This is a genomic window from Pedobacter sp. MC2016-14, from assembly GCF_020991475.1.
GTDB lineage: Bacteria > Bacteroidota > Bacteroidia > Sphingobacteriales > Sphingobacteriaceae > Pedobacter.
Map to the genome: position 1 here is coordinate 2,102,134 of NZ_JAJMPA010000001.1, position 16,276 is coordinate 2,118,409.

Sequence of the window (16,276 nt, forward strand, 5' to 3'; positions counted from 1 at the left end):
TCTTTGTTTCTGTTTCTGACTGACATAACTATGGCGGAAACGTTAAAAAAACAATTGAGATTTACGGGACAAATAGTGAATGTGGATCTAAAAGATAGATATAAGTCATTAGGAGTTGATTATGAGTCCGATGATGGCTTTGTCCAAACAGGTCACCATTCATTATCTATAGCTATTGATAGCAATGGCCACTTTAGCTTTAACTTGCCAGATCTAAATAAACCATATAAGATACATTTATATATTTATAATGCATATGCTCTTGAAGTAAGAGGATTATGGAGTTACGATGGGTATGCCGAGTCTGGCGATGATATTAAAATGCGGATTGTTTTAAAAGCAGAGACTCTAGATTCAGTTTATTTCTCCGGCCAAGGTTGCAACAAGTATAATCTTACACACAAACTACATAGGCAATTTTCCAAATATTATTATCCAAGTTTAAGTATGATTGGTTTAGAGTATCCGGTTGATAATTGGAAGGAATTGGATGTTAAGTTGAACCAAGTTAGTAACTTAATAAGAAGGTTCAAAGCTAAGAAGCTTAATCTAATTAATACTGCACGAGTTAATGCTGAAATGAAAAGAATTATCAATTATGAATTCGCTGCATACAATGAAGAATGGGTCTGGCGATTAACGTGGCTTTTTCAACAGATGCCGGCTTATCGCTATCAAATTAGTCAAGTGTATTTAAAGTATAAAGGAGAATTTTTTGATAATCCAACCACTTTAAGTTTGTTTTGTCCTAAATATATCATTAACCTATCATCAAGGGAAATATTGGATTTGATGATTTTTCGTAACAGCGATAAAATCGAAATCAAGACATATTATGATAGGATAAAAAGTCATTATTCAGGGACGTTGAGAGATCGCCTCTTCGGTACTTTTATATTTAGCAAGGTTCCTTATATCTATTTTTTAGATTTTGATAATCATACGAAAGACTCTTTATATAACGATGCTGCATCGCTAATCAAAGTGCCTTATGTAAAAAGAGCCGTTTTGCAAAAAATTGAAGACCTCGCTAAAGTTAACGGTAATACTCGCATCTTTGATGCGGAATTTGTCGGCTTAGATGGCAAAATGTTCAAGCTTAACTCACTAAAAGGAACGATTTATTTGATAGATGCATGGTTTTTAGGATGTAGCGGTTGTGCTAATTTCCACAATGATTTTGAAAAGAAAGTTTATCCAAAATTTAAAGACAAGGCCAACTTCATTGTTCTAAGCATAAATTTTGACGGGAATAAAGAAAAATGGCTAAAAGGCATTGAAAGCAAACTCTATACCTCGCTTGATTATGTCAATGTGTATACAGGAGGTTTTAAAGATAAAAATGGCTATGGATTGAATCATCCATTTATGAAATATTTCAATGTGAAAGGGGGGCCATATCTCATGCTTGTTGATGGAAATGGGGTTATTAGGTACCAGTCTTATAATACCACGGCGGAAGCAATAACTTTGAAAATAAATGAAGTACTCTCAGACTAGTATATCATTTTTGAAAGAGGTATGATTTAATGGGTTTTATTAAGAGTACTTTCAGTAACATCAGAGAATAGTTTTGCTTAGGTAGCCAGTGATGACTATTCGATATTTTCATTAAAAGCATAGCTTATGAAAAATGCTCCATGTATCGCAAATAAGGTATGATCGATAATTTTAAATTGATCTAATTTTCGACCTTGATAGTTAGGTATATAAAAGCTATATTTATAAGTGCCTGTTTTTATATCATATACATCAATTGTATTGTGCGTACGTTCAGATCCCACTTCATTATCTGCTTTTAAAGCTGATAAAATAAAAATATTGTTATTTGAACTGCTTATAAATTTGTTGACAAATTTTGGTGGTGTGCTAAGAGTTAGTTGTTTAGTGTTATTTCCATCCTGCGTTTTTATGTTTGAAATTCCAGTCTTTATTGTTGGATTTAGAACTGTGTCGATTGTTTTTCCTTTGTAGAGTAGTGCCAGATTTGTATCAAGAGTAAGAAATTCCCCCCGATAATAGTTCATATATATTATTTTACTATTGTTGGAATTATATATCAATAATCCGTCATTTGCAAAGAAGGCATCTGATTTTGGCTCAAAGAAAAAATGTTTTTTTTTGGTTTGTTTTGATAAACTAATTTTAATTAAACCTCTGTTAATATTTTTATTGGTATTATATCGAAATCGTGCAACAATAGTTTGAGGCGAAATGGTCTTAATAACATCGAGGCGTGGCTTTAAGATCCTAAAATACTTCCCTGCATTATGGGTGCATATTGCAATGTCTCCATAAGGGTTACTCGCATAGGTCAACCCATTATAGTAATCTTTGTAGATGTTATGTGCCTCGATATTGAATAGGGGAGGGTAGATGATTGGGGTTGTATCAATACGGTTATTTATAAGATCAATCTTATATATGTATTTTTGGTGTGTATAGGAGTAGTTGTTTAAAAAGACGGCTTGATCTGAGTCTCCAACGAAACCAAATAAATTATTCGGCAGTAAAGTGGCAGTTTTCAATCTAAAATGGATACTTGAAAATTTTCTTTGAAACGAATTAACTTTCTGGTTAGTGCCCGTTGAAGTCAATATGCTTATTAGAATTAAAATGCTAATAATTATTGTAGATATAATAATTGCAACCTTTTTCATAAGATTTAGTAAAAGGGGCGAGTTCTTAGCTCGCCCACTCTGGTTTAGTTACTTGTGAAAAGCAGATCCTCGTATTCGCTAGGGTTAACAGCAGGCCCTTGTTGTCCTTCAGGGGCATTGATAAGGTAGACTGGTGTACTTCCAATTTGTGAAGCACAAGATACAGCACCGCCGTTACAAACATAGCGTTGGCTTCCATTTGCAGAATAAAAAGTCTCGGCATTTACAGAGATTGCACCGCCTACAGCTACTATAGCTAATGCAGCGGCAAAGAATAATTTTTTCATTTTAATTGGTTTTTTGTTTAAGTGCTTACTATATTGCAGGTTTTCAGCTTCTCCTGATTCAATTGGCCAAAGAATATTTTTATGGAATACCTCTCGGGTATTCCTTTTATGTCATTATATGTAAAGACTATTGTCTTTCGTCTTTTTACCCTCCTCAACTTTTGCCTGTAAAATGATTCCTGCAATAGCCAGGATCATAAATACAATATTGAAAATAAGGTGTTGGTTCCAGTCCATAGCGGCTAATACACCGCCACAGCTACAGGGGATGGTGTCACTAAAGTTTAGAATGGCAATGATATAAGCGGTAAATAAGGTCATCATGCTAAAGGCGCCATATAAGCCTATCATTATTGTACGTGGCATCATCAATAGAATGGCAATGATAATTTCTACAGCGGGTACCAGCCATACCAAAAAGTAAGCATAATCTGTAATGATTGGAGATTTAGACATTTGCAGTAGTGATTTATCATACTCTGCCAGTTTACTGGTAGCAGTATATAAAAACAATAGAACAAAAAGTGCGGCAATAGCATCAATAAACATTTGCTTGTTAAATTGAAATGACTTGGCTTTTTCTGTGTTCAATTGCATCTCCGTTCTTTTCATAACATCGGTACTTTTAGTTTTAGGTTGCTATCGTTTTGTTAAACCAAATGTCAGCAGAAAAGAGACGCAAGTGTTAGGCACATATGCCAGCTTTTTACAGGCACATGTGCCGAAAGAAGTTATGCACAAGTGCCGAATTGTATGACAGAATTAGCTGAATGCCTGTTTAATTGTGGTTTTTATGTTTAACGATGCCAGAAAGGACAATGCCCGCATACGCAATAACAATTAAGTTTACATTGAACATGATATGCTCATTCCAGGATAAGTTGCTCAATACCCCTCCGCAACTGCATGGGGGAACAGGCATGTTGTATTTTATAAAAACGAGGTAGCCGGTAAATACAAGAATTAACCAGGCAGTGGCTTTTAGGCCCCAGGTCTTAGTAGCTGGTATTAGCAGCAAGCCACAAATGATGATTTCTATGATAGGGATGGCCCAGGCCAGGTAGGCCCCGGCAGCCTGCAATACATAAAGCTTACTGATAAACTGGGTAAAGAGCCTGATCTCCGAAAGCTTATCTATAGCGGTATATAAAAATAAGCCTACAAAAACATAGGAAATAACATCTACCATGTATTGAAGGATTTTCTTTGAGAGCTGATCTAAAGACGAATTTGTTGCTGTTGTTTCCATAAAGGCTTAACCTGCTACTGTATTGGCTTGTAATTTTTTAAGCTGATTGTAATAAGCCCTAACCGATAGATTAACATGCATAGCCTGGATTTCCTGGTTAAAACAATTTACAAAAGCCCGGTTTTCTTCTCTAAACTGCTTAACCCTTAAGGCCGGGGGGAGGTTTAGCAAGAGATTTCTATGGTGATAATAGGCCGCGTTTTTTCTGGATAAGTCTTTTATGGCTTCTCTAATGTCATCATACTTATCCATAAGTTCTATCACGTTTTGATAACTGATAGAAATGATGTCGCCACTTTCTAAGATCTGTAAACTATCGCCCCGCAGCTCGCCATCTAAAAGGCTCCAGTCATAAAAGATAAATTCTCTTTTTTGCCAAATCCGGGTTCCGCTCTTATTGCCTTCTAAATGGTTGTAGTTGTAGCTTTGACAGAAAGATTGAATGGTAAACCAGAGGTAGCCTTCTTGGCGGGGGCCGGGGCTTTCTAAGATTTGATTTTTTAAAACAGAATGAAACCTGCATCGGTTTACCAGATCGGCAAGTTTATCATTTTCGAGCTTGCCAAGGCATCCTAGCGCTGGCACAAGATACCTTAAAATGACTTCTGTTTTATGAGCTGTATCGTAAATAACGTTCATGGGGGGTACATTTGGTTACTAATTCTTTTGCTTATGTTGTAAGTGCTTTAAAAAGACTAATTTATATTCATAATAAATCAAATAAAATAGATTATTCTGGATAGTTTTATAGTCAGTTATAGATTTATATGGAATATAGTCCACCAAATTAATTTGGCTTATTTTGCTAAGTATATTTTGCTATGAGCTGAGTGGTTTTCTGGAGCCTTTCCAAAAATTCCGCAATTCTTCTGGTGTGATGTTATGTTTTTTCTTAAATGCGCGGCTAAAAAAGTGGGGATCTGAGTAGCCTACTTCTTTGGCAATGACATTGATTTTTTTATCAGAGAAGATGACGAGTTTGAATGCACGGAGCAGGCGATAGTCTATAACATAGCGGTGCAGGGGTGTTTTTAACACTTCTTTACAAAACTTATTTAACTCTGTCTCTGAAATGCGGAGTTGGTTGGTGAAAAAGCTTTTATCATCAACAAGTTCAGTACTAAAGTTTTCATCCAGTAGTTTTTGAAAGGCAGCTTTTATTTGTTTGTGTACTACGCTTTTTGAATATTGCTTTTTGGTTAGCAGGTTATGATATCCACTTAATAAATCAAATAACGAAGCATAGATGGCGTTTTCTTGCCGGTTTTCTGAATGGTTTTTAGGGTTTTTAATGAAGTTTATGGGTGCCTGTATTTCAGTAGTTAAAGGACATTTAGGTAGCTGAGCTAATGGGGTAGATACGGCTTGGGTAGGGGAAATTAAAGGCGTAAAGAGTGGGAAGTTTGTTGTTTTGCTGGAAAGCCAGTCTTGCCTAATGGTGAGTAAAATAATTTTGTGACTACCGGCTTCATAATCAGCTATATAGTCTCCTTGTTGCTGGAGGAGCATACAGCAGCTAGGTTCTTCAACTTCGAAAAGCAGCGTTTTAGACTCATCTCTGCATTTGCTAATAGAATTGAAGTTGATGAGCAGCATGTTGGCCGTATTGGCCATAGAATAATTTAGCTTTAGGGGGCGGTCCAGAGAATATTCAAGAATATCGATAAAGCACAGGTAAGAACTGAAGGTTTGGTGGATAACCACTCCTTCGGCAATGGCAATGAGCGTGGTTTCGCCAAAGGGCATGGAAACTTCAGAAGCATTCCTCTTGGAATGATCTAGCGTTTGGCTGTTAAGGGCATTGAAATGTAAGGTAATATTTGGCTTCATTAAAGGAGAGAATTAAATTTAGGTTGACCAAATATAAATACTCTAATTGAGAGTGTCAAGTTAATTGTTGCAAAAAATTATATTACCTAAATAATTATATTAAATAGAGAGATAGATTACCCTGCATATTTGCTATTAAAGGCTGTTTGTAGGGCTTTAGTGCAATTTGTATAGTGGGTTAAGAAAATAATAGTATATGATAGTTACAATTAGGCATAGCCTTGCCAGACAACAGGCTTAACGCAATGTAATCTATACATCATATCACCAATTGGTAATGTATTGTTAGCATTTTTTTCACCCGATGGGCTTACCTTTACCTGCGTTATGAAGTTTAGTACGCCCGTAATTAAAAAGAATCAGCCAGACGACAATTATAAATTTCTGCCTTTGCCGCAACCTTCTGGTCAGTACCCTTATCGTTTATCCCTGGAAAAAATAAAACCAATAGTAAGCGATACGCAATTGGTTTTTCACCTGGTTGGAGATACCGGGGGCCTGCTTAATCCTTCATTTCAGCGTTTGGTGAGTGAAGAAATGACAAGGCAGTACAGAAACTGCCCGGATCTGGAAGCACAGCCACAGTTTTTATATCACCTGGGAGATCTAGTTTACCACCACGGCGAGGCAAGCCAATATGCAAAACAGTTCTTTACACCTTATAAAAACTATCCGGGGCCTATATTTGCCATTGCGGGAAATCATGACAGTGATGTAAACTTACTATGCCAGGAACCTTACCAAAGCCTGGATGCTTTTAAGACCGTGTTTTGTGACACGGAATCGCGTCCGGTATCTTTTAGCTCCGGATCTGCCAGAAATAGTATGATACAGCCCAATATTTACTGGACATTGGAAACGCCCGTAGCTACTATTATTGGTTTACACAGCAATGTGCCAAAATTTGGGGTCATTACTGAAGAGCAGCGTGCCTGGTTTGTAGCAGAACTTAAAGCCGCAGCGGGCTTGAGAACGGAAAAGGCATTAATTGTTTGTCTGCATCATGCGCCTTATTCTGCGGATGTAAATCATGGTTCTAGTGTGGCGATGATTGAATTTTTAGAAGGGGTATTTGAAGAAACAGGCATCAGGCCTGATCTGGTTTTAAGCGGACATGTGCACAATTACCAGCGGTTTAGTAAGCAGTATAAGGACGGAAAGGCGCTTACCTTTATTGTTTGTGGTTCTGGAGGTTTTGATGAATTGCATAGTATAGCAGACCTGGAAGACGATAGGTTTACAAACGAGAGCCCACTTTTTGATCAGGTAAGCCTGCAAAAGGCTTTTACAGCTAACAATGGTTTTTTAAAGCTGAGTATCAAAAGGGGGGAAGAGGGCTTGAGCATCAACGGTTATTATTACATTATCCCTCATGATGCAGAAATGGAGGACATGCCTGTTGCAAGCCTGTCCGACCATTTTAGTATTTTATGCTGATACGCCCGTTGCTTTAAGCATCAGGTGATGAAGATCTGTGTTTTTAACGAAGGGTTTTAGCAGTTCGGATCCCGGTCCGTACATGGCCAATTCTACGTAATCTGCCGAGTGCCCCATAGAGCCCCAGCCTACAGAGGTATGCTTAAATTGAATTTCTGCAAGCAGTTTAAAAGGAAGTTTCCGGGGGTTATACAAACCATCACCATCCAGGTTTGTGTAATGTGCCAGCAAAGCCTCTGCCTCGGGATTGGTAATGACGATTTTTTGTCCGGCTTCAATTTTTTCAATGACCTGCTTTGCCGAGTCTGTTTTGCTGATGCCATTCAGAATGCGGTCATTGGTCTGCGTAAAAGCCTGGATCTTATCAAAATTAACGTTCACATCGCCTCCGGCAGAGAACAAACCCGGATTGGCATTTCCATGATCTGTAGTGATGATAACTAAGGTATCTTTATGCTCATCTGCAAATTTTAAAGCTACGCCTACGGCCTCATCAAAAGCCAGCTGATCGTTAATCAATCCGCCGATGTCATTGGCATGGGCTGCCCAATCTACTTTTCCACCTTCTACCTGTAGTACAAAGCCATTTTTATTGTTTTTCATTAAGCCAATAGCGGTACTTGTCATTTCAGCCAGTGAAGGTACATCTTTCATCAATCCGGCGTTCTGATTGCGGTCTAAACTGTAAGGTAAACCGTCTTCGTAAAATACGCCCAGTACTGGTTTGCCTGCGGGAATATTTTTTCTGAAATCAGTACCGTTTCTTAAAACGGTATAACCTTTTTGCACAAAACTACCAAATACATCTTTTTTGTCTTTTCTTTTTTCTGCGCTAAAAAACTCAGTTCCTCCACCCATCATGACATCAAAACGCAGCTCAAGGTATTGAAGGGCGATGCCAGCCTGGTCGCTGCGGGCATCAGAGTTTACACAAAAACCGGCAGGGGTAGCATGCGTAATGGGCACTGTGGTTACACAGCCTACTGCTTTGCCCGCTGCTTTAAATTTTTGTAAAATAGGTTTGTGCTGGGTACCATCAGGACCTACGTTAATAGATCCGTTGTTAACCCTTACCCCGCCGCCCCAGGCAGAACTTGCGGCTGCAGAATCTGTAACCAATGCATTTGCAGAAGCAGTATCCATTAATGCCCTTGTTCCTTTTTGCTCCTGGTAAAGGGAAATCCAGTTGCTTTGTTTTCCATCCCTGCGTTGCAGGTAAAGATTGGCCATGTTTAAGGTACCGGTACTCATCCCGTCACTAACCAGGAAAATGATGTTTTTTGCTGTTTTGCCTGCAAAGCCTTCAGTATTATTTTCTGCAGCAAGTGCCGTAATTGGGGCCAAAGCTGTTCCCGCAACAATCAGACTGCTGTTCTTAAAAAAGTCTCTTCTCTTCATCTTAAATATTGGTGTTAAGGAGCGTTAAGGTAAACAGGGCAAACATAATCTTAACACATTATTTAAAGGTTAAGATTATGCAAAGCCTGCTTACGCCAGGTTAGTATCCTGGGTTTTGTGTTAAGTTGTTGTTTAAATCTATTTCACTTTTTGGAATTGGAAAGAGCTCCTGTTTGGCCGGAATGAACTTACGGCCCAGCTCTTTGATACCATTTATCCTGGTATCTGCAATGCCCAGTGTAACCAAATCAAACCAGCGCTGACCTTCAAAGCCAAGTTCTACCCTGCGTTCATGAAGTACCTCTTCTTTAAAAGCCGGGGCCAGTAGCCCTAGGCTAACATTTGGCATTTTTACCCTTGCCCTAACTTCGTTGATGGCATTGTAGGCCGTTGTAGTTGGTCCGTTTACTTCGTTTTCTGCTTCTGCAAGCATCAAGAGTACGTCTGCATAACGCAGCACAATCACATCCAGGCCCCTGTCTACTGTGGTCAGGTCTGCATAGGTATATTTCTTAACCGCAAAATCGGTTTCTACAGAAGCATTACCAGCATGACCAGTGTAAGTGCCAAAAAAGTAAGATAAACCTGGCAAATAAACGCTGGCCAGTAAACGTGGGTCGCGGTTTACGTAAGGTTGCGCAGGATTGTAAACGGAACCTGCTGCCGTAATGGCCAGTCCATCTGTACCATAAAAATCTGTGGTAAAATTGGTGTGTACAGAAATCCTTCCGGTTTGGTTGGCCTGGTTGGGGGCGTAATTGTTGTTTAAGGATTGCCCTTGTCCAACGGTAGCATCAAACTTAACCTGGAACAGTATTTCGGCATTGTCTTCATTGGCTTCTAAAAACAATGCGGCATAATTGTTTTGTCCGTTTGTTCCGTCGCCTGTGGTTAGCAATTTTGCCCCTGCGCTAAGCGCCAGGGTTTTAACTTCTGTGATTGCGGCCAGCGCATCTGCCCAGCTGCCATTGCCCATCCTTGCTTCATAGATTAAAACTTTGGCACGCATACCCAGCGCAGCCTGGCGGGTAATCCTGCCTTTTTGGGCAGCATACGGTTTTGTATCCAGCTTGTCGCCGGCATCTTTAAGTTCTGTGGTAATGAATCGAACCAGTTCTGCATGGGATGCCTGTTTTAGAGACAAAGCCTCGGTGCGGGAAATGGAAGTAGTTACCAGCGGTACCCGGCCATAAAGGTAGCTTAGGCGCATGTAGGCCAATGCCCTTAAAACCCTTGCTTCTGATTGGATAGTGTTGCGTTCTGCGATCACCATATCTCCGGGCGCCTCAATGTTGTCAAGTAAGGCATTTGCCCGCTGGATAACCTGGTAATTGTACAGGTAATATTCAGATAGCTTTTCATGGTTATCTGTGCCTCCTGTACCTTTAGAGAAGTTGATAAATTCTGCCGCGCGGGTATTTAAAATGGCATTGTCTGAGATGCCTTCCAGTTCAATTGGGTTGCCAAATACAGCACCTTCCCGAAGGGAAGTATACACACCAAAAAGACCTGGTCTTAAACTGGCGGCGTCACTGTAAAATACTTCGGGCGATAGAGCATCCTGAGGCAGTTTTTCCAACAGGTCCTTTTTGCAGGAACTAAGAGTAATTACCAGGAGCAGTAGTGCAAAATATTGAGTTTTCATCTGTATAAATTATTGTTTTAGCTATGGCCTTTGATTAAAAAATTACGTTGATACCAGCTGTAATTACTTTTGCCTGTGGCAGTGAAGTGGTTACGTAGGCTTCTGTGTCCAGTCTTTCGGGATCAAAATCTTTGAATTTAGTTTTGGTCCATAAATTTTGTGCATTTGCGTACAAGCGAATGCTTTGTACAGGTAAGCGTTTAAGTTTTGCTTTATCAAAAGTATAACCCAGCTGGATATTTTTTAACCTCAGGTAATCCCTGTGCTGTACCCAAAAGGAAGAAGGTAAGCTTTCTACTGTTTTACCGTTGTACCCGCTCCTGTCAGACCACAGACTTGGCATGGTAGTGCTTGGGTTTTCCGGAGTCCAGCGTTCTTCCCATATTTTGCGCAAACCAGCTCTTGGGAAAGGACCGTTTAGGCGGGAGATAAAGGCATCGGCCTTTCCAATTCCCTGAAATAAAGCGGCAATATCAAAGCCTTTGTATCCTGCGCTTAAATTAAAGCCATATAGCCATTTTGGCTGCCTGTTGCCCATTACTACACGGTCCGCCTCCGTAATTTTTCCATCACTATTGGTATCCTGGATCTTGAAATCTCCGGGCTTAGCGGCACCAAACAGGGTATGGTCTGCTGCATTTTTAATTTCATCTGCAGATTGAAATATACCTTCTGTAATGTATCCGTACATGGCATTGATAGATTCGCCACGAATGAGGTAAATGTTATTGATGGCACTCAGCTCTACACGGTCGTCTTTTCCGGCCAAAGCAGGGTTAATGGCCAGTACTTTGTTTTTGATGTAGGTAACATTTGCACCAATACCCAGGGTAACCGCACCAATGCGGTCTTTATAATTGAACATTCCTTCCCAGCCTTTATTTTCTACTGAAGCGGCATTTACAATTGTGGGGCTTACAATACCAGTAACCAATGGGTTGCTCAATTGGGTTAAAATATCATCGGTACGTTTTACAAAATAATCTGCTTCCAGGCTTAATTTGCCTTTAAAAAAGCTCATTTCCATACCCACATCTGTAGTTGTTGTGGTTTCCCATTTCAAATCTGGGTTACCGAGGGTAGACAGGGCTGCGCCTGATACCTGGCCACTGGCAAATACGTAATTGTTTCCAAGCGACATTTGAGAGGCAAAAGGGTAGAGGGAGGTATTCTGGTTTCCCAGCTTTCCCCATGAGGCACGAAGCTTGAAGAGGCTGATTAGATCTTTGTTCCAGAAATCTTCATTTGAAGCTACCCAGCCTGCAGAGAAGGAAGGGAAGGTGGCCCAGCGGTTGTTTTTACCAAAGCGTGAGGAACCATCTCTGCGGATGTTGGCTTCAAAAAGGTATTTGCCATCATAGGCATAATTAGCCCTGGCAAAGTAAGATTGCAATGCCCATTCTCCTTTGGTACCTGAAATTGCTGTAGTGGTTGCTCCTTTTCCAAAAATGATTTGGCTTGGCGTAGCAAACTGCTCTTGAGACAGCCTGTTTCTTTGTTGCTGAGAGGTTTCCTGGTTAAAACCTGCAAGACCTTTTAGAAAATGTTTTCCAAAGCTTTTCTCGTAAGTAGCCTGAAGCCAGCTGGTAACGTTGAAAAGGCTGTATTGCACATCTGTCATGTTGCTTCCCGGATTGGCCACACTGAGTTGTGTTCCGGTCATCCAGTCGTACTGTTTAAATTCGCTGTTGATGTCTTCCGTGTGCCGGGTTTGACTATTGAAGGCAAGTGTTCCCCTGATTTTAAAATCTTTAAAAGGCTCGTAGCTTAAAAAGGCATTTCCCAATAAATCGTTGCCCAGTGCGCCAGTATTTTGATGGTCTAATATGGCACGGCCGCTGGCACGGTCATTACGTAAGCCCAATTTAGCTTCCGGGCCAGCATAACGTCCTAATGCATCAAATACAGGGGTTAAGGGGTGTTGGGTTAAGCCGCCTTCAAAAGCAAGGCTGCCCTTACCTGTAAGTTCTTCTACATTTTGCTGACTGGCTAAAGAGCTGTTGGCACGTGAATAGGAAAACGATACACCACCGTTTAGTTTTTCATTCAGTTTCATGTCCATGTTAAGGCGACTGTTAAAACGTTTATACCTTTGGTCTCCATCCAGTAAACCTGCCTGGTTTAGGTATGCAGAAGAAAACAGGTAAGAAACTTTTGGCCCGCCACCGTTCACCGAAACCGCATGCTGGGTAATTGGTGCCGCATCTCTGAAAATTACATCCATCCAATCTGTAGAAGGAAGGTTGGCGTAGCGTTCAATGTCTGCATCGGTATAACTTACAGACCCACCAGTGTTTTTCATGGCTTCACGATAAAGTTGCAGGTAAGTACGGTTGTCTGTTACCATTTCAGGAAGTACTGTTGGTGTAGAAATTCCAGAATACAGGTTGTAACTGATACCAGTTTTTTGATCTAGTTTGCCTCTTTTGGTGGTGACCAATATTACTCCATTTGCTGCCCTTGAACCATATATGGCTGCCGAAGATGCATCTTTAAGGATACTTATGGATGAAATGTCACTTGGGTTAATGTTATCCAGCGGGCCTTCAATCCCGTCAATCAGGATGAGTGGGTTGGCATCATTTAGCGTGCCGGTACCACGGATCCTGATGTTGGCCTGGTCATTGCCCGGCTCACCGGTATTGGCATTAATGTACAGGCCAGGTGTTAAACCCGTTAGTGCCTGAGACATTTGTGTAACTGGTCTGCCTGCAATCTGGCTGTCGCGGATTACACCAACCGACCCGGTTAGGTTTTCCTTGCGCTGGGTGCCATAACCTACCACCACTACTTCGTCCATTTGTTTAGAACTGGCATCGTTCATTTTTACCACTACCGTAACCTTTTGTCCCCTTTTAAGGATGTAACCACATTGAACCTGCGATTTTAACCCCACAAATGAAACCGTTACACAATAGCTGGAATCTGCCGGTACGGTCTGAAAAGCTATCATTCCCTTAGCATCAGATACTGCAGATCTGGTAAATGATTTTTTAGTGCTGGCTAAAATTACAGATGCGCCGGGCAAAGTTTCTCCATTTTCTGTTTGCACAATTACGGTAATGTTTCCGGTGTCCTGTGCGTATAATCCTGTGCTAAAACCTAGCAGCAGTACGGTAAAAGTAAAGTACCTGATGAGTAGTTGTCTTTTGATATCTCTAAGCATTTTTTAAGTTTTTTGGCAAAATTCGTCCCTTACGGCCCTCCGGATGGCTGTTCAGTTTTTAATGCCTATTTGTATTTAAGATTGTTTATTTGGAAATTGTGAATGTATTGTTTTCTCTTTTTAAGTTAAGCTCATTGGCAATTGCAATGGTGTTTAAAATGTTCTGTACCTTGTCTTTAGCAGAAAACTCTCCGTAGAAAGACATGGATTTAATTTCCTGCACATTGTAGTTGATCTTTACATGGTAAAATTGCTGTAAACGGTTTAATACCTCGTTTAATGGGGTGTTGTCAAATATCAGTTGTGCGGCGGCACTGCTGTGGATGCTTTCATCACTGGTCGTTTTTCCAGCAGCGTATAAACTGTTGTTAACCAATGCTCTTCTTGTAGCTGCGTTATAACTAAGTTCTTGTCCTGGTTTCAAGAAAGCCAGTGTATTTTCAAACTTGCCCGCGTGTTCCTTAATCACCACCTTACCGGTAATTAATTTTACCTGCACCCGCTTTCCTGTTTTGCTATCATCTACCCAGAAAGAAGTACCCAATGCCGTAGTAGATATGTTGCCAGCATACACGCTAAAAGGCCTTTGTTTATCTTTTGCTATACTGAAAAAGGCCTTTCCATGTAGTTCTACTTTTCTGCTGCCGGCTGCAAAGGGAACCTGCCATACCAGTTCTGCACCACTTTCCAGGTTCACGGTAGAGCCATCGTTAAGATGTATGGTACGCGGTGTTGTACCACTGTTTAGCGCTTTACTAAAATGTATGGTTCTGGCTTTAGAAACGTTGGGTTCTGGATGCCACAAGGTTACTGCCGCTATTAAAACAATAATACTGGCAGCCGCATAGCGCAAAGGCTTTAACCATTTTATCACCTTGGCTTCCCGGGCTTGCCCATTGGCCAGGTCTATCCTTTTCTTCAGCAATACACCCATACTTTCAGTTACACCAGGTTCTGCTACTGCATGGTATTGCTGTAGCCAATCCTGTAGTAGTTTTTCCTCTTCCGGACTGGCTTGTCCTTCCAGGTGTTTAGTAATGAGTTCTTGTAAAGGCTGTTTTTCTTGCTGCATATACCGGATAGTTGCAGAAAACGAAAAAGGTACTATACCAACTGTGTTAAGAAAACATTAACTTACAGTTGTTCTGATAACCAGATGATAAATATTGATGCACTTGCACCCGGCACCTGCTGCTGCACTGCTTTGCGGAGCTTGCTTAATGCATTGCTAAGCTGGTTTTTTACCGTTTGGGTAGAGATATTGAGGGTGCTGGCAATTTCCATAATGCTTAAAGAATGCCTGTATTTAAGGTTAAAAACCTCACGCATTTTTTCTGGCATTCCTTCTATCGTTTCCGCAACAAAACCTACCAGGGCGGTGTGGATCAGTTCAGGGTCATCCTCAATACCATACGCTTCATCAGCCTGTTCCAGATAATAGGCATAGTTTTCCAGGTGTTTTTCTTCCAGGCCTTTCTTTCTAAAAAGCATAAAAACCTTATGGTATAAGGCCGATACCAGATAGGTTTCTACAGATTTCTCTATGTTTAGCAAAGCCCGTTTTTGCCAAAAATCTACAAATAGCTCTTGCACCGTATCTAACGCATCTTCCTCATCGCCAATTTTTTTAAGGGCAATTTTTAGCAATTGCTTCCAGTACCGCTCATAGAGTGCTGTAAATGCATTGTAATCAGAAGTGATAATTTGTTGAATAAGCGCGGTGTCCGATAGTTCTTTCATTAAACCCCCTTATTGAATGGTGTTGCTACAAAAGTAAAGTTGTCATGTTACCTTAATATTAAGGATGTTTAAATATGCCTGGGACAAGGGATGTGGTTAATCTAGTCCAATAACTTTTTTAAATTTTTGCTTTTGGCCTGAAATCTGCTCTGAACTTAAAAATATTGAATAGAAAATATAAACGTATGACTTACTTAAAATCCGGATTTAAAACTGCCGCAAACCTTGCTCTTATTGGCACACTGTTTATTTCTGCCTGTAATTCTGAAAATAAAACCAATACAAACGCTGCTGATACAGCTGTACAGGATAAAACCCTTACTGAAGTTACCAGCACAACTGAGGCGGCAGATAGCACCAAACTTAGCTTTGATACCAAGGATATTCCATTTAGCACAAAAGAAATCGGCACATTTCCGTATTTAAAAGCACCGGCCGACTATAAGTTTAATGACATTACCAAAAGTGATTTAAAAACTGTTCATTTTGCGGTTAATGGCGTGTTGATGCCTGTGGAAGGCAAAACCTACAGTACCAATATCTATAAAATCTCGGAGGGTGCTGCGCCTTTTAATATGGAGGTGGTACAGCGGGAGTATGATAAAGTTATTAAAGAACTTGGTGGCGTAAAGGTATCCTCAAATTTGTTGGCCGGTCAGGTAGAAAAAGTAGGGCAAAAATTATTGGAGGCCGAAGGAGATCATGCTTATACCATTATAGGTGTTAATGAGTACACACTTGGCCATGTTAATACCTATATCATTAAAACTGCTAAGGCAGAGGTGTGGGTTGAATTGAGCCTTTATCAGAATGGCGGGTACATCTATATATTGGAGAAAGCGGTATAATATTTACCTGGTTATG

The 16,276-nt window shown here is 40.3% G+C and carries 14 protein-coding genes; 3 read left to right on the forward strand and 11 right to left on the reverse strand.

The window, feature by feature from the left end; translation table 11 throughout:
- Window positions 1-30: 30 nt before the first annotated feature.
- Window positions 31-1,500 carry a peroxiredoxin gene (locus tag LPB86_RS08770; protein ID WP_230642444.1) on the forward strand — a complete coding sequence of 490 codons (1,470 nt, stop codon included), beginning with the start codon at window positions 31-33 and terminating at the stop codon, window positions 1,498-1,500.
- 95 nt (window positions 1,501-1,595) lie between these two features.
- Here LPB86_RS08770 and LPB86_RS08775 read toward each other — a convergent pair whose 3' ends face one another.
- From LPB86_RS08775 to LPB86_RS08800, 6 genes are all read right to left on the reverse strand, one after another.
- Window positions 1,596-2,660: a hypothetical protein gene (locus LPB86_RS08775; RefSeq protein ID WP_230642446.1), complete on the reverse strand. Its 1,065-nt coding sequence runs from the start codon at window positions 2,658-2,660 to the stop codon at window positions 1,596-1,598.
- 44 nt (window positions 2,661-2,704) lie between these two features.
- Window positions 2,705-2,947 (reverse strand): hypothetical protein, encoded by a 243-nt coding sequence (locus LPB86_RS08780; RefSeq protein WP_230642448.1) that lies wholly within the window; start codon window positions 2,945-2,947, stop codon window positions 2,705-2,707.
- Between the two features lie 114 nt (window positions 2,948-3,061).
- Window positions 3,062-3,559: a MauE/DoxX family redox-associated membrane protein gene (locus tag LPB86_RS08785; RefSeq protein WP_230642450.1), complete on the reverse strand. Its 498-nt coding sequence runs from the start codon at window positions 3,557-3,559 to the stop codon at window positions 3,062-3,064.
- 166 nt (window positions 3,560-3,725) lie between these two features.
- Window positions 3,726-4,196 carry a MauE/DoxX family redox-associated membrane protein gene (locus tag LPB86_RS08790; protein ID WP_230642452.1) on the reverse strand — a complete coding sequence of 157 codons (471 nt, stop codon included), beginning with the start codon at window positions 4,194-4,196 and terminating at the stop codon, window positions 3,726-3,728.
- A 6-nt stretch (window positions 4,197-4,202) separates the two neighbouring features.
- On the reverse strand, window positions 4,203-4,835 hold the full coding sequence (locus LPB86_RS08795; protein WP_230642454.1) for a hypothetical protein: 633 nt from the start codon (window positions 4,833-4,835) through the stop codon (window positions 4,203-4,205).
- Window positions 4,836-5,015: 180 nt separating this feature from the next.
- Entirely contained in the window at window positions 5,016-6,026 is a 1,011-nt protein-coding gene (locus LPB86_RS08800; RefSeq protein ID WP_230642456.1) for an AraC family transcriptional regulator, read from the reverse strand.
- A 327-nt stretch (window positions 6,027-6,353) separates the two neighbouring features.
- On the opposite strand from LPB86_RS08800, the gene LPB86_RS08805 reads away from it, so the two are divergent.
- The gene (locus tag LPB86_RS08805; RefSeq protein WP_230642458.1) at window positions 6,354-7,463 is read left to right on the forward strand and encodes a metallophosphoesterase; all 1,110 of its coding nucleotides are present in this window, start codon (window positions 6,354-6,356) and stop codon (window positions 7,461-7,463) included.
- Here the strand turns inward: LPB86_RS08805 and LPB86_RS08810 are convergent.
- From LPB86_RS08810 to LPB86_RS08830, 5 genes are all read right to left on the reverse strand, one after another.
- Window positions 7,455-8,861, reverse strand: a complete 1,407-nt coding sequence (locus LPB86_RS08810; protein WP_230642460.1) for an alkaline phosphatase — start codon at window positions 8,859-8,861, stop codon at window positions 7,455-7,457. The two genes, LPB86_RS08805 and LPB86_RS08810, sit on opposite strands and share 9 nt — an antisense overlap.
- A 100-nt stretch (window positions 8,862-8,961) precedes the next feature.
- Complete coding sequence (locus tag LPB86_RS08815; RefSeq protein ID WP_230642462.1) at window positions 8,962-10,506, reverse strand: RagB/SusD family nutrient uptake outer membrane protein; 1,545 nt, start codon at window positions 10,504-10,506, stop codon at window positions 8,962-8,964.
- 34 nt (window positions 10,507-10,540) lie between these two features.
- Complete coding sequence (locus tag LPB86_RS08820; RefSeq protein WP_230642464.1) at window positions 10,541-13,672, reverse strand: TonB-dependent receptor; 3,132 nt, start codon at window positions 13,670-13,672, stop codon at window positions 10,541-10,543.
- A gap of 85 nt (window positions 13,673-13,757) precedes the next feature.
- Complete coding sequence (locus LPB86_RS08825) at window positions 13,758-14,744, reverse strand: FecR family protein (protein WP_230642466.1); 987 nt, start codon at window positions 14,742-14,744, stop codon at window positions 13,758-13,760.
- A 62-nt stretch (window positions 14,745-14,806) separates the two neighbouring features.
- Window positions 14,807-15,412, reverse strand: a complete 606-nt coding sequence (locus LPB86_RS08830) for an RNA polymerase sigma factor (protein ID WP_230642468.1) — start codon at window positions 15,410-15,412, stop codon at window positions 14,807-14,809.
- Window positions 15,413-15,597: 185 nt separating this feature from the next.
- Here LPB86_RS08830 and LPB86_RS08835 point away from each other — a divergent pair, with 185 nt between their 5' ends.
- Window positions 15,598-16,260 (forward strand): hypothetical protein, encoded by a 663-nt coding sequence (locus tag LPB86_RS08835; protein ID WP_230642470.1) that lies wholly within the window; start codon window positions 15,598-15,600, stop codon window positions 16,258-16,260.
- The last annotated feature ends 16 nt before the right edge of the window (window positions 16,261-16,276 follow it).